Source organism: Haemophilus parainfluenzae (genome assembly GCF_900638025.1).
Lineage (GTDB): Bacteria > Pseudomonadota > Gammaproteobacteria > Enterobacterales > Pasteurellaceae > Haemophilus_D > Haemophilus_D parainfluenzae_J.
Genome location: NZ_LR134481.1, coordinates 1,301,486 through 1,316,263, shown reverse-complemented (window position 1 = coordinate 1,316,263; position 14,778 = coordinate 1,301,486). Strand labels below are relative to the sequence as shown.

The following is a 14,778-nucleotide window of genomic DNA, read 5'->3' as shown; positions in this document are numbered from 1 at the left end:
GAATTATTTTTCTAAATACGCTTCTAATTCAGCTACATTTTGAGGCCATTCATTACTGAGTTGCTTTATCCATGAAGCAATATCGGATGTCCAATTCGGTAATGAGGTATCTTGAGCCTGTTTTGCGATATTTTGAACATTAACAAGTCCTACCGACGCGGCTGCACCTTTAATTTTATGTGCAACATCTGACACCGTTTGTTGCATATCTGAGTTTGCAAGATAATCGTCATACGCTGTTTCTAATTCATCTAAATAAATCGGCATCCATTGTTTAAATAAATCCACATTAGCTTTAGCTTGTGATTTTCCAATTAACTCAATAAGTGAAATATTGATACCTTCTTGAACGTGAGGCGTTTCTTCTTCATCAGAAATGCATTCAATATCATCGCCTAAAAAAGTTTTAAAGCATTGACGTAATTCAACCAAAGACAGTGGCTTGCGTAACACCCCATCCATTCCCTGCTCTTGATATTCTTCTTCACTGTGCATCACGTTCGCTGTAAAGGCAATTAAAGGTGGAAGAAAATCATAAATCCCTTCTTCGTAGTTTTTACGTAGATAGTATGCAATATCAAAACCTGACATATCTGGCAACTTAATATCAAGAAAAACAATATCATAAGTATTTTTCTCAAATAATTGGATAGCCTGTTCACCATTCATGGCAACATCAACATAATGCCCCTGCTTCTCAAGAATACTTTTGGCCACAACCACATTCAATTCAACGTCTTCTACTAATAAAATAGAAAGATGCTGCATGGCTTTTTCAGCATTCATCTCATTAGCTTGAGCTTTATCTGCAATAATCGTTAAATAAAAAGTAGAGCCTTTATTCAACTCACTTTCAACCGTTAAATCCCCTTGCATTAGTTGTGCAAGATTCTTTGAAATTGCGAGGCCTATTCCACTCCCTGCTGAACGATGAATATTGTCTTTAACCTGGTAATACATGGTAAAAATCTTATCCAATTCACAAAAAGCAATGCCTGCTCCCGTATCAGTAACACTAAATTGATACCGATCACCCTGTATTTTCTGCACTGTTAGGATAACTTCACCTTTATCAGTAAACTTCACCGCATTACTAATTAAATTCCAAAGAATTTGGCTGATGCGAGCACGATCGATATAAAGCCAATTAGGCAAATTCTCATCTAGATTTAAAGAAAATTTTAGCCCCTTTTGTTCTGCCATTAAGGTACCAAAATTATAGATATCATTAAGTAATGAATGAAAATCGCAAGGCTGAATATTTAATTCAATACGTTTAGAGTCGATCTTATCTAAATCAATAATATCACTAAAAATATGACCTAAACTGACCGCACTTAGATTAATCGTATTAAGATAGTTTTGTTGTTGTTCCGTTAATTTATCATCTAACAAAATTCGACTTAAGCCAATAATCCCATTTAATGGTGTACGTAATTCATGACTAATAGTGGCAAGTAAGGTGCTTTTATCCCGATTATTTTTTTCTAATCGAGCAAGTGTTTTAGATAACTCTAGACGAGAACGTTCTAATCGCTCAACAAGTAGCGTAAAGAAATAAATAACAAAAGGAGCGGTAAACAAACCAAAAGTGATTGAGCGAACAATATCATTCCAGTAGACTCCATCACTAAAGAGCGTACTTAATAAGATTTGTATGCAGATAGCTAAAATCGCAAGAATAGCAATACCAAGTAAAGAGAAGCGAACTCGGCCTAATCGAATGACCCAATCAACATAACGTTGTGCAAAATATCGAAAATTTTTCATTGTTTATATTAAGAAATAAAAATTGAGATCATTCTATATAATTTTTAATAAAAATCCATAAACAAAAACCCCAAGCCATTCAGCTCGGGGTTCTAATTCAGTACCTGGCGGTGTCCTACTCTCACATGGGGAAGCCCCACACTACCATCGGCGCATCGGCGTTTCACTTCTGAGTTCGGTATGGGGTCAGGTGGGACCACCGCTCTATCGCCGCCAGGATTATTCCTCTAATAACTTTTCTCTCTGTTCCGCTATCTCTAGCGCTCACAACCAAACAAGCTGATTCACCTAAAAACTTTCTTCTTCTCTTTCTTCTCTGAGTTTGTTTCGTCTTCTCAACACCCAAAACCCTTGAGCGTTGTATAGTTAAGCCTCTCGGGCAATTAGTATCTGTTAGCTCAACGGCTCGCACCGATTACACACCAGACCTATCTACGTCTTAGTCTTAAACAACCCTTACAGATTTATAATCTGGGAGAACTCATCTCTTGGCAAGTTTCGTGCTTAGATGCTTTCAGCACTTATCTCTTCCGCACTTAGCTACCCGGCAATGCGTCTGGCGACACAACCGGAACACCAGTGGTGCGTCCACTCCGGTCCTCTCGTACTAGGAGCAGCCCCAACCAATTCTCCAACGCCCACGGCAGATAGGGACCGAACTGTCTCACGACGTTCTAAACCCAGCTCGCGTACCACTTTAAATGGCGAACAGCCATACCCTTGGGACCTACTTCAGCCCCAGGATGTGATGAGCCGACATCGAGGTGCCAAACACCGCCGTCGATATGAACTCTTGGGCGGTATCAGCCTGTTATCCCCGGAGTACCTTTTATCCGTTGAGCGATGGCCCTTCCATTCAGAACCACCGGATCACTATGACCTACTTTCGTACCTGCTCGACTTGTCCGTCTCGCAGTTAAGCTTGCTTATACCATTGCACTAACCTGACGATGTCCGACCGTCATTAGCAAACCTTCGTGCTCCTCCGTTACTCTTTGGGAGGAGACCGCCCCAGTCAAACTACCCACCAGACACTGTCCGAGACCACGTTTCGTAATCTTCGTTAGAACATCAAACGTTAAAGGGTGGTATTTCAAGGACGACTCCATAATCACTGGCGTGACTACTTCTAAGTCTCCCACCTATCCTACACATCAAAATTCAATGTTCAGTGTCAAGCTATAGTAAAGGTTCACGGGGTCTTTCCGTCTAGCCGCGGGTACACCGCATCTTCACGGCGATTTCAATTTCACTGAGTCTCGGGTGGAGACAGCCTGGCCATCATTATGCCATTCGTGCAGGTCGGAACTTACCCGACAAGGAATTTCGCTACCTTAGGACCGTTATAGTTACGGCCGCCGTTTACTGGGGCTTCGATCAGGAGCTTCTCTTTCGATTACACCATCAATTAACCTTCCAGCACCGGGCAGGCATCACACCCTATACGTCCACTTTCGTGTTTGCAGAGTGCTGTGTTTTTAATAAACAGTTGCAGCCAGCTGGTATCTTCGACCGGTTCAACCTTCAGGGGCAAGCCCTTACAATCTACGCCGGCGCACCTTCTCCCGAAGTTACGGTGCTATTTTGCCTAGTTCCTTCACCCGAGTTCTCTCAAGCGCCTGAGTATTCTCTACCTGACCACCTGTGTCGGTTTTCAGTACGGTTTAGATAAACCTGAAGCTTAGTGGCTTTTCCTGGAAGTGTGGTATCGGTTACTTCAGCTCCGTAGAGCCTCGTCATCATCTCTCAGTGTTAAAGAAGTCCGGATTTGCCTAAACTTCACACCTACTAACTTAAACGCACATATCCAACAGTGCGATAACCTAACCTGCTCCGTCCCCACATCGCAGTTTATCCAAGTACGGGAATATTAACCCGTTTCCCATCGACTACGCTTTTCAGCCTCGCCTTAGGGGCCGACTCACCCTGCCCCGATTAACGTTGGACAGGAACCCTTGGTCTTCCGGCGAACGGGTTTTTCACCCGTTTTATCGTTACTTATGTCAGCATTCGCACTTCTGATACGTCCAGCAAACCTCTCGATTCACCTTCTTCCGCTTACAGAACGCTCCCCTACCCAACAGACTTTCGTCTGATGCCGCAGCTTCGGTGCTATATTTGAGCCCCGTTACATCTTCCGCGCAGGCCGACTCGACTAGTGAGCTATTACGCTTTCTTTAAATGATGGCTGCTTCTAAGCCAACATCCTAGCTGTCTAAGCCTTCCCACTTCGTTTCCCACTTAATATAGACTTTGGGACCTTAGCTGGCGGTCTGGGTTGTTTCCCTCTCCACGACGGACGTTAGCACCCGCCGTGTGTCTCCTGAGTATCACTCTTCGGTATTCGTAGTTTGCATCGGGTTGGTAATCCGGGATGGACCCCTAGCCGAAACAGTGCTCTACCCCCGAAGGTGTCCGCTCAAGGCTCTACCTAAATAGATTTCGGGGAGAACCAGCTATCTCCCGGTTTGATTGGCCTTTCACCCCCAGCCACAAGTCATCCGCTAATTTTTCAACATTAGTCGGTTCGGTCCTCCAGTTAGTGTTACCCAACCTTCAACCTGCCCATGGCTAGATCACCGGGTTTCGGGTCTATACCTTGCAACTATTCGCCCAGTTAAGACTCGGTTTCCCTTCGGCTCCCCTATTCGGTTAACCTCGCTACAAAATATAAGTCGCTGACCCATTATACAAAAGGTACGCAGTCACCCTTTCAGGCTCCCACTGCTTGTACGTACAAGGTTTCAGGTTCTATTTCACTCCCCTCACCGGGGTTCTTTTCGCCTTTCCTTCACAGTACTGGTTCACTATCGGTCAATCAGGAGTATTTAGCCTTGGAGGATGGTCCCCCCATCTTCAAACAGGATATCACGTGTCCCGCCCTACTTATCGTTAGCTTAGTACCATGACCTGGACTTCGAGTACGGGGCTATCACCCTGTATCGCCAAACTTCCCAGCTTGTTCCTCTGTCTCTGTCATTATCACTAACAGGCTCCTTCGCGTTCGCTCGCCGCTACTAACGAAATCTCGGTTGATTTCTTTTCCTCGGGGTACTTAGATGTTTCAGTTCTCCCGGTTTGCCTCACTTACCTATGTATTCAGTAAGTGATAGTAGATTCTTCATCTACTGGGTTTCCCCATTCGGACATCTTGGATTAAACGCCTCTTATCGACTCATCCAAGCTTTTCGCAGATTAGCACGTCCTTCTTCGCCTCTGATTGCCAAGGCATCCACCTTGTACGCTTAGTCACTTAACTATACAACCTCAAAAATTCTTGATGTTGCGTTTTCAACTAAACACTTGATTGCTTTTGTTCAATCAAGATTTTATTCTTACTCAGACTTTTTCTTATCCTTTAAGGACTTGAAAGTCTCTTCAGTTTTTCAGCTTGTTTCCTGGTTGTTAAAGAACAGAAATAACATTTTCAGTTATCATCGTTAAATAAACTCATTAAGTGTAAAAACTCAATTTACTTAACGATGATAAGTGGTGGAGATAAGCGGGATCGAACCGCTGACCTCCTGCGTGCAAGGCAGGCGCTCTCCCAGCTGAGCTATATCCCCATGTCATCGTTTATTTATTACCTTATTCACCTTCATCACTCACTCAGTTTGAGTGGTGGGTCTGAGTGGACTTGAACCACCGACCTCACCCTTATCAGGGGTGCGCTCTAACCACCTGAGCTACAGACCCAAGGGAATAACGACTTTCTGCTCGATATTGTCTACAATATATCAATCAATCTGTGTGGACACTTATTGTCTCTCGTTTTTGGTAAGGAGGTGATCCAACCGCAGGTTCCCCTACGGTTACCTTGTTACGACTTCACCCCAGTCATGAATCATACCGTGGTAAACGCCCTCCAAAAGGTTAAGCTATCTACTTCTGGTACAACCCACTCCCATGGTGTGACGGGCGGTGTGTACAAGGCCCGGGAACGTATTCACCGCAACATTCTGATTTGCGATTACTAGCGATTCCGACTTCATGGAGTCGAGTTGCAGACTCCAATCCGGACTTAGACGTACTTTGTGAGATTCGCTCCAGCTCGCACTCTCGCTTCCCTCTGTATACGCCATTGTAGCACGTGTGTAGCCCTACTCGTAAGGGCCATGATGACTTGACGTCATCCCCACCTTCCTCCGGTTTATCACCGGCAGTCTCCTTTGAGTTCCCGACCGAATCGCTGGCAACAAAGGATAAGGGTTGCGCTCGTTGCGGGACTTAACCCAACATTTCACAACACGAGCTGACGACAGCCATGCAGCACCTGTCTCAGAGTTCCCGAAGGCACCAATCCATCTCTGGAATGTTCTCTGGATGTCAAGAGTAGGTAAGGTTCTTCGCGTTGCATCGAATTAAACCACATGCTCCACCGCTTGTGCGGGCCCCCGTCAATTCATTTGAGTTTTAACCTTGCGGCCGTACTCCCCAGGCGGTCGATTTATCACGTTAGCTACGGGCGCCAAACTCAAAGTTCAACCCCCAAATCGACATCGTTTACAGCGTGGACTACCAGGGTATCTAATCCTGTTTGCTCCCCACGCTTTCGCACATGAGCGTCAGTACATTCCCAAGGGGCTGCCTTCGCCTTCGGTATTCCTCCACATCTCTACGCATTTCACCGCTACACGTGGAATTCTACCCCTCCCTAAAGTACTCTAGACTCCCAGTCTGAAATGCAATTCCCAGGTTAAGCCCGGGGCTTTCACACCTCACTTAAAAGTCCGCCTGCGTGCCCTTTACGCCCAGTTATTCCGATTAACGCTCGCACCCTCCGTATTACCGCGGCTGCTGGCACGGAGTTAGCCGGTGCTTCTTCTGTAGTTAACGTCAATTGGCTAGCCTATTAAACTAACCACCTTCCTCACTACCGAAAGAACTTTACAACCCGAAGGCCTTCTTCATTCACGCGGCATGGCTGCGTCAGGGTTGCCCCCATTGCGCAATATTCCCCACTGCTGCCTCCCGTAGGAGTCTGGGCCGTGTCTCAGTCCCAGTGTGGCTGGTCATCCTCTCAGACCAGCTAGAGATCGTCGGCTTGGTGAGCCTTTACCTCACCAACTACCTAATCCCACTTGGGCTCATCCTATGGCATGTGGCCCGAAGGTCCCACACTTTAATCTTTCGATATTACGCGGTATTAGCTACAGTTTCCCGTAGTTATCCCCCTCCATAAGCCAGATTCCCAAGCATTACTCACCCGTCCGCCACTCGTCATCAAAGAAGCAAGCTTCTTTATGTTACCGTTCGACTTGCATGTGTTAAGCCTGCCGCCAGCGTTCAATCTGAGCCATGATCAAACTCTTCAATTCAAGTTCAATCGCTCAATACTGCTGACATAAAATGTCACTACTTAAAAAGTATTATGAATTTCTAGTTAGCACCTATTAAGACTTCAAAATTAAAAAATATTTTTAAAACAAGTCAATCAACAAGTGCCCACACAGATTGTCTGATATATTGTTAAAGAGCAAAAAATAACGACGCACTGGTTTTTCTTAAGATTCACAACAGCGCGTCGTTGTGTGGGGCGTATTATAGGCATTTCAGAATTCTTTGCAAGTGCTTTTTTATAAAAAAATTCAATTTTTTTGATTGCCTGATGATTTAATCATCAAAGTGAATTGTCTTTGTTCAACATTCAAGGTAAATTACCCCAAAAAGAGTAAGCAATCTAATGAGGTCTTTATGAATTTTGAACAAATGATTGGTTTCGGTGTGGCAGGAAATTTCGCTGGTCATTTAGAGCAAGCCGGCGAGGCGGCTGATTTCACTCAAATAAAAACAGAAAATGCCATTCAACCCAAAGCGATTTTCCCGTTTTATGTGCCAAGCGAAAAAGCCGGCTTTCTTTCTACCTTTCCTTTAAGTCACAATCAAATTAATTTTCCACAAGGTGCGGATAATCTGCAAATTGAGCCTGAAATTGCACTTATTTGTGATCTTATCTATAAAGGAAAGCAAGTTGAAAAAATTATTCCGCACTATTTTGCAGCCTATAATGACTGCTCTATTCGTCGCCCTAATGCGAAAAAAATCTGTGAAAAGAAAAACTGGGGTACAGCAAGTAAAGGTATTTCTACCAAACAAATTCCTCTTTCTTCCTTTATTAAAGGATGTGAAATTGATCAATATCGTATCGCTTGCTTTCATAAACGAAATGGCGAAATGAATACTTACGGTATTGATAGCCCCGCTATCAGTTATAGCTATTTCCATCAACAATTATTAGATTGGATCGTGGATAGAATGAATAATCAACCCGATGAGGGACCGATGAATCATATTGCTTCTTTATTAGAGCAAGCAAACTATCCTGAACAAACGATTATTAGTATTGGCGCAACCCGTTATACCGAATTCGGTGAAACGCATTTCTTGCAACCCAATGATCTCAGTATTGTTATTGTGTATAATGGTGAAAAATATTCTGCAGAGGAAATTAAGACAATGGCAAGAAATGAAAAATTTGCAGATGACATTTCAGCGCTTATTCAGAAAGTGGTTTAGCATATATATATAAAAAGTGCGGCTAATGTGATCTGCACCCCAAAAGTTGGACTAACCAAACCAACAATTGAGGTGCAGATTTTTTATGGGTAAACACTACACAATCGAATTTAAATTACAGGTTCTTCAACCTATTTTGAATGGGAAAATGAGTATTAGAGAAACTGCGCGTTTTTACAATATTCCTTCCAACGCCTTAGTCGGAACATGGTTGAAACGGTTTGAAAAAAGTGGCATAAAAGGACTTATTCCCCGTAAACCATCAGGACGACCGCCGATGAAACCCAAATATGCAAAAATGCCACCGCCACCCAAAACTGAAGAAGACCGTTTACGCCTGAGAATTTTACAGCTTGAAGCGGAGGTAGCCTACCTAAAGGAGTTGAGAAGGCTCAGACTTCAGGACGAAGCCGAGCAACGGAAATTATCCAAAGGTTAAGAACACGCTATCCGTTAAAATGGCTTTTAGGCTTTGCACAATTAGCGCGTAGTACGTTTTTTGCTAAACTTCAGATTAAACTGGATAAGGATGAGTTGTTGAAAAAGACCATTAAACGCATCAAAGCCAATCATCCTGATTATGGCTACCGACGTGTTCATGCCTGCTTGCCAGGCGTGAATCATAAAAAAGTTCAACGTTTAATGCAGACACTTGGGCTTCAAGTGCGGTCAAGAAAAAGCAAGAAATTTACGACCTATCGAGGCACGATAGGGGTGATTGCTCCTAATCATCTTGAACGCGATTTTAGTGCAACGGCCCCGAACCAAAAATGGGTGACCGATATCACCGAGTTTAAGGCGAAAGATGGGAGTAAAGTCTATTTATCTCCAATTTTAGACTTATTTAACAATGAGATAGTTTCATATAATCTCAGCTATTCCCCAAACTGGGCGCAAGTAGAGGACATGTTAATGCAAGCCGTCAAAGGATTAAATAAAGCTTGTGGTGTCATTTTACATTCAGACCAGGGATGGCAATATCAAATGGTGGCTTATCGTCGAATCTTGGCTGAACATGGCATCATTCAAAGTATGTCGAGAAAAGGGAATTGCTTGGACAACGCCGCAATGGAAAGTTTCTTTGGACGATTAAAAACAGAATGTTTTTATGGTCGGGAATTTAACAGTAGAGAGGAGATAGTTGATGCCGTCAGGGATTATTTGGATTACTATAATCACCGACGGATTCAACTAAAATTAAAAGGACTGAGTCCGGTACAATATCGAAAACAATCCTTTAAATAACAGTCTAACTTTTTGGGGTCAGATCAATGTTGACCGTACTTTTGGTTTACTTTCTTCTTAAAGAAACCTCTCCGGCATTAAAATACCGCTCACCTTCATCGGTTATGACTTTTAAATAACCACGTTTATCAATTCCCTGCTCTATACCTGAAATCGCACCTCGTTCAGTAAAGACGTTCACTTCATCACCAAAAAATTCATTATGGTTTATCCATTGTTGCATGAATTCCTCATCAATGCCCTTTTCTTCAAATTGAGCTAATCGAGAATAAATACGTTGAATCACTTTAATAAGGATCTTTTCACGATCTATATTTGGATTCTGTTCGGTTAATTGTGCATATGGCTGACTAATTTCGGTTGATTGTGGCAATTTTACATTGATCCCTATACCAACGACTAAATTAAGCAACCCATTCTTATGATTAATGATTTCCACTAAAATACCACCAAGCTTTCGCCCTGAAAGCAAAATATCATTTGGCCATTTCACTTTTACATTTAACGCTTCTGCAATAGCTAAACCAATCACCAAACTTAATCCATCCAATGCTTTTTTAGGATCGATAGTCCAATAAAAACTGAAAATTAACTGCCCTGCAAACGGTGAAAGCCATTGACGACCGCGACGTCCTCGCCCTGCTGTTTGATATTCTGCCAAACACAAATCGCCTTTTTTTAATAGGTTAATTTGATTCGTTATAAATTCATTTGTTGAAGAAATGGTTCGATGATAATGCACGGAATAAGGTGAAAGTGCAGTCGAAATTGCTTGCGGATTTAACAAGGGCATTTCTGGCATCAGCTGATAAATCTCATTTTCTTCTTGAATATTTAATCCCACTTCTCTCAACAATGCCATTTCTTGCGCCAATTCATTTGACGTAATATTTAAAAACGACATCAAATCTGACCGCACTTTAGGTTGGCAATCAGACAAACAATCCAATAACGATGGCATATTCATTCCTCCTCATAAAAACCTTGGCAAATCTTACCATAAAAGCGAAAAAATTCATTTTCAACCACATGAAAAATCTGTATAATCTCGCCGCAATATTTTTTGACACAATTTTTAACAGCGAGATATTGCCATGCTTAGAATCAAACAAGAAGCTCTGACTTTTGACGACGTTCTACTCGTCCCTGCTCATTCAACTGTTCTTCCGAACACTGCCAACCTCTCAACTCAACTCACCAAAGAAATTCGCTTAAATATTCCGATGCTTTCTGCTGCAATGGATACTGTCACAGAAACCAAATTAGCAATCTCTTTAGCGCAAGAAGGTGGCATCGGCTTTATTCATAAAAATATGACGATCGAACGCCAAGCAGATCGTGTTCGTAAAGTGAAAAAATTCGAAAGTGGTATCGTTTCTGAACCTGTGACTGTTTCGCCAGATTTAACCCTTGCAGCACTTGCTGAAATGGTGAAGAAAAACGGCTTCGCAGGCTACCCTGTTGTAGACAGTGAAAATAACTTAATCGGTATTATCACTGGCCGTGACACGCGCTTCGTAAAAGATTTAAGCAAAACTGTTTCACAATTAATGACGAAAAAAGAAGACTTAGTCACCGTAAAAGAAGGTGCAAGCCGTGAAACAATTTTAGAATTAATGCATCAAAACCGCGTAGAGAAAGTACTTGTAGTAGATGATGAATTCAAATTAAAAGGCATGATCACCGTTAAAGACTTCCAAAAAGCAGAACAAAAACCAAATGCATGTAAAGATGAATTCGGTCGTTTACGTGTCGGTGCGGCTGTAGGCGCAGGTCTAGGTAACGAAGAACGTATTGATGCATTAGTGAAAGCGGGCGTAGATGTATTGTTAATCGACTCTTCTCACGGTCACTCTGAAGGTGTGTTACAACGTGTTCGTGAAACGCGTGCAAAATATCCAAACTTACCTATCGTTGCGGGTAACGTCGCAACAGCTGAAGGTGCAATCGCATTAGCTGACGCAGGCGCAAGCGCGGTGAAAGTAGGTATTGGTCCTGGTTCTATTTGTACAACTCGTATCGTGACCGGTGTAGGTGTTCCACAAATCACCGCTATCGCAGATGCAGCAGCAGCATTAAAAGATCGTGGCATTCCAGTTATCGCGGACGGTGGTATTCGTTTCTCTGGCGATATCGCAAAAGCTATCGCTGCAGGCGCAAGCTGTGTAATGGTTGGTTCTATGTTCGCGGGTACTGAAGAAGCTCCAGGTGAAATCGAACTGTACCAAGGTCGTGCCTTTAAATCTTATCGTGGTATGGGTTCATTAGGTGCGATGGCGAAAGGTTCTTCAGACCGTTACTTCCAATCCGACAACGCGGCAGATAAACTTGTACCAGAAGGTATCGAAGGCCGTATTCCATACAAAGGTTACTTAAAAGAAATCATCCACCAACAAATGGGTGGCTTACGTTCTTGCATGGGCTTAACTGGGTGCGCAACCATCGAAGAATTACGTACGAAAGCAGAATTCGTTCGCATCAGTGGTGCAGGTATTAAAGAAAGCCACGTTCATGATGTAACTATTACTAAAGAAGCACCAAACTATCGCATGGGCTAATCCGTAGGGTGGGTTTTTGCCCACCTTTTGTTATTTTAAAGTACGGTTGATTTTTGCAAAGTTTTGGAGAAAATTGACCGTCTACATTATCAATAATAAGAGCATTATAAATGACAAACATCCACAATCATAAAATCCTGATCCTCGACTTCGGTTCACAATATACTCAACTGATTGCACGTCGTGTGCGTGAAATCAGTGTGTACTGCGAACTTTGGGCGTGGGATGTGACTGAAGAACAAATCCGTGAATTTAATCCAGACGGTATCATTCTTTCTGGTGGTCCTGAAAGTACCACTGAAGAAAACAGCCCGCGTGCTCCTGAATATGTATTTAATGCCGGCGTGCCTGTGTTGGGTATTTGCTACGGCATGCAAACCATGGCAATGCAACTTGGTGGTTTAACTGAGACCTCTGAGCATCGTGAATTCGGCTATGCTTCTGTTTTAATGGATAATCCGACCGCACTTTTCGCTCATTTAAATGATGGCGATAGCAAATTGGATGTATGGATGAGTCATGGCGATAAAGTCACTCATTTACCTCAAAACTTCCAAGTTACTGGGACTACTCCAACCTGTCCAATTGCAGCAATGTCTGATGAAAGCCGTCGTTTCTACGGCGTACAATTCCACCCTGAAGTCACTCACACCAAAAAAGGTTTAGAATTATTAACTAATTTTGTCGTGAATATCTGTGGTTGCGAAACTAAATGGACAGCTGAAAACATTATCGAAGATGCCGTTGCTCGCATTAAAGAGCAAGTGGGTGATGATGAAGTGATTTTAGGCTTATCTGGTGGTGTGGACTCTTCTGTTGTTGCATTACTTTTACACCGTGCTATCGGTAAAAACTTACACTGCGTATTCGTGGATAACGGCTTACTCCGCTTACACGAAGGCGACCAAGTCATGGAAATGTTTGGCGATAAATTCGGCTTGAACATTACCCGTGTTGATGCTGAAAGTCGTTTCTTAGGCGAACTTGCTGGCGTATCGGATCCTGAAGCAAAACGTAAAATTATCGGTAAAGTGTTCGTAGATGTATTCGATGATGAATCGAAAAAACTCACTAATGTGAAATGGTTGGCACAAGGTACGATCTACCCTGATGTCATCGAATCTGCAGCCAGCAAAACCGGTAAAGCACATGTGATTAAATCACACCACAACGTAGGTGGCTTACCAGACTATATGAAACTTGGCTTAGTTGAACCTTTACGTGAATTGTTTAAAGACGAAGTGCGTAAAATCGGTTTAGCATTAGGCTTACCGGCTGAAATGATCAACCGCCACCCATTCCCTGGCCCAGGTTTAGGCGTCCGTGTATTAGGCGAAGTGAAAAAAGAATACTGCGATTTATTACGCCGTGCGGATGCGATCTTTATCGAAGAATTGCGCAATAGCGGTTGGTATGAAAAAACCAGCCAAGCCTTCAGCGTATTCTTACCAGTGAAATCTGTAGGTGTGATGGGCGATGGCCGTAAATACGATTGGATTATTTCACTACGTGCGGTAGAAACCATCGACTTTATGACCGCACATTGGGCTCATTTACCTTATGATTTATTAGGCAAAGTATCTAACCGCATTATCAACGAAGTGAATGGCATTTCTCGCGTGGTGTATGACATTAGCGGAAAACCCCCAGCAACTATCGAGTGGGAGTAACCTAGATCAATTTAAAGGGCAAATTATTTGCCCTTTTCTTCTTTCATAGCACTAATTTATCTCATCAATATTCACTATGGATATCACTTTTTTACTCGGCACTAAAATTATTGAATTGACACTCATTGTACTTATTGGCTATGGGTTGGTTAAATCAAAATTATTAAAATCAGAAGATAGCAAGCCGCTTTCCATTATTGGCCTTTATGTCATCAGCCCATCGGTAATGATTGAAGCCTTTCAAATTGATTACACACCTGAAATTCTACAAGGTTTGCAGCTTTCACTACTTATGGCCGTATTTCTTCAGGTTATTCTGATTATTATTGGCAGTCTGTTAAAGCGTCTATTAAACCTTGATCCTATTGAGCATGCCACTTCCATTTATTCCAATTCTGGTAACTTAATTATTCCGATTGTGATATCGTTATTTGGCAAAGAATGGGTCATTTACGCCAGCTGTTTTATTGTGGTACAAACCTTTCTATTTTGGACGCATTGCCGTTTGATTATTGTAGGTAAAGGAAATTTATCGTTAAAGACAATTGCCAAAAACATCAATATTTGGTCAATTCTCATCGGGGCATTTTTGTTTGCTTTTCAAATTAAGTTGCCAAACATTATTAATGGTACGCTGTCTTCGATTGGATTATTTATTGGTCCGAATGCCATGCTTGTCTCCGGTATGCTGATTGCGGCAATTCCTTTACGGAGCATCGTAGCATCCAAACGCATTTATTTAGTTACACTCTTGCGGTTGCTACTTATTCCACTTGCATTATTGGTATTAATAAAGCTGATTGGGTTTGTACAGTGGGCTGAAAAAGGCGAGATCATTGTGCTAATTAGCTTTTTAGCCACCACTAGTCCTTCTGCAGCAACCGTGACACAAATGGCGGTGATTTATAACAACAATCCACAAAAAGCCAGCGCCATTTATGGTGTAACGACGCTGCTTTGTATGTTTACTATGCCACTAGTAATTGCGTTATATCAAATGTGGGGGTAAATCGTGGAAA

At 42.6% G+C, this 14,778-nt stretch carries 8 protein-coding genes, 2 tRNA genes and 3 rRNA genes; 6 read left to right on the top strand and 7 right to left on the bottom strand.

Features of this window, described 5'->3' with window-relative positions; genetic code table 11:
• Positions 1-3 precede the first annotated feature (3 nt).
• The 6 genes from EL215_RS06735 to EL215_RS06710 form a co-directional block, all read right to left on the bottom strand.
• On the bottom strand, positions 4-1,770 hold the full coding sequence (locus EL215_RS06735) for an ATP-binding protein (RefSeq protein WP_126471056.1): 1,767 nt from the start codon (positions 1,768-1,770) through the stop codon (positions 4-6).
• A gap of 102 nt (positions 1,771-1,872) precedes the next feature.
• Positions 1,873-1,988, bottom strand: a 5S ribosomal RNA gene (rrf, locus tag EL215_RS06730).
• Positions 1,989-2,132: 144 nt separating this feature from the next.
• A 23S ribosomal RNA gene (locus EL215_RS06725) occupies positions 2,133-5,029 on the bottom strand.
• Positions 5,030-5,260: 231 nt separating this feature from the next.
• Positions 5,261-5,336: transfer RNA gene (locus EL215_RS06720), tRNA-Ala, on the bottom strand.
• 53 nt (positions 5,337-5,389) lie between these two features.
• Positions 5,390-5,466, bottom strand: a tRNA-Ile gene (locus EL215_RS06715).
• An 82-nt stretch (positions 5,467-5,548) separates the two neighbouring features.
• Positions 5,549-7,088: ribosomal RNA gene (locus EL215_RS06710) — 16S ribosomal RNA — on the bottom strand.
• Together the 16S, 23S and 5S rRNA genes with 2 tRNA genes alongside form the textbook arrangement of a ribosomal RNA operon.
• Before the next feature lie 376 nt (positions 7,089-7,464).
• Here EL215_RS06710 and EL215_RS06705 point away from each other — a divergent pair.
• From EL215_RS06705 to EL215_RS06695, 3 genes are all read left to right on the top strand, one after another.
• Positions 7,465-8,286 (top strand): DUF5718 family protein, encoded by an 822-nt coding sequence (locus EL215_RS06705; protein ID WP_126471054.1) that lies wholly within the window; start codon positions 7,465-7,467, stop codon positions 8,284-8,286.
• Positions 8,287-8,371: 85 nt separating this feature from the next.
• On the top strand, positions 8,372-8,725 hold the full coding sequence (locus EL215_RS06700) for a helix-turn-helix domain-containing protein (protein WP_126469813.1): 354 nt from the start codon (positions 8,372-8,374) through the stop codon (positions 8,723-8,725).
• The gene (locus EL215_RS06695) at positions 8,710-9,531 is read left to right on the top strand and encodes an IS3 family transposase (RefSeq protein ID WP_126469737.1); all 822 of its coding nucleotides are present in this window, start codon (positions 8,710-8,712) and stop codon (positions 9,529-9,531) included. Before EL215_RS06700 ends, EL215_RS06695 begins: the two co-directional genes overlap by 16 nt.
• A gap of 46 nt (positions 9,532-9,577) precedes the next feature.
• Here EL215_RS06695 and birA read toward each other — a convergent pair whose 3' ends face one another.
• Positions 9,578-10,492, bottom strand: a complete 915-nt coding sequence (gene birA / locus EL215_RS06690; RefSeq protein WP_126472028.1) for a bifunctional biotin--[acetyl-CoA-carboxylase] ligase/biotin operon repressor BirA — start codon at positions 10,490-10,492, stop codon at positions 9,578-9,580.
• Between the two features lie 133 nt (positions 10,493-10,625).
• On the opposite strand from birA, the gene guaB reads away from it, so the two are divergent.
• The 3 genes from guaB to EL215_RS06675 all read left to right on the top strand — a co-directional run bounded on the left by guaB (position 10,626) and on the right by EL215_RS06675 (position 14,768).
• Positions 10,626-12,089 carry an IMP dehydrogenase gene (gene guaB, locus EL215_RS06685; protein ID WP_126471052.1) on the top strand — a complete coding sequence of 488 codons (1,464 nt, stop codon included), beginning with the start codon at positions 10,626-10,628 and terminating at the stop codon, positions 12,087-12,089.
• 110 nt (positions 12,090-12,199) lie between these two features.
• A complete protein-coding gene (guaA, locus tag EL215_RS06680) occupies positions 12,200-13,759 on the top strand; it encodes a glutamine-hydrolyzing GMP synthase (RefSeq protein ID WP_126471050.1) in 1,560 nt (519 codons plus the stop codon).
• Positions 13,760-13,835: 76 nt separating this feature from the next.
• The gene (locus tag EL215_RS06675; RefSeq protein WP_126471048.1) at positions 13,836-14,768 is read left to right on the top strand and encodes an AEC family transporter; all 933 of its coding nucleotides are present in this window, start codon (positions 13,836-13,838) and stop codon (positions 14,766-14,768) included.
• Positions 14,769-14,778: the final 10 nt, after the last annotated feature.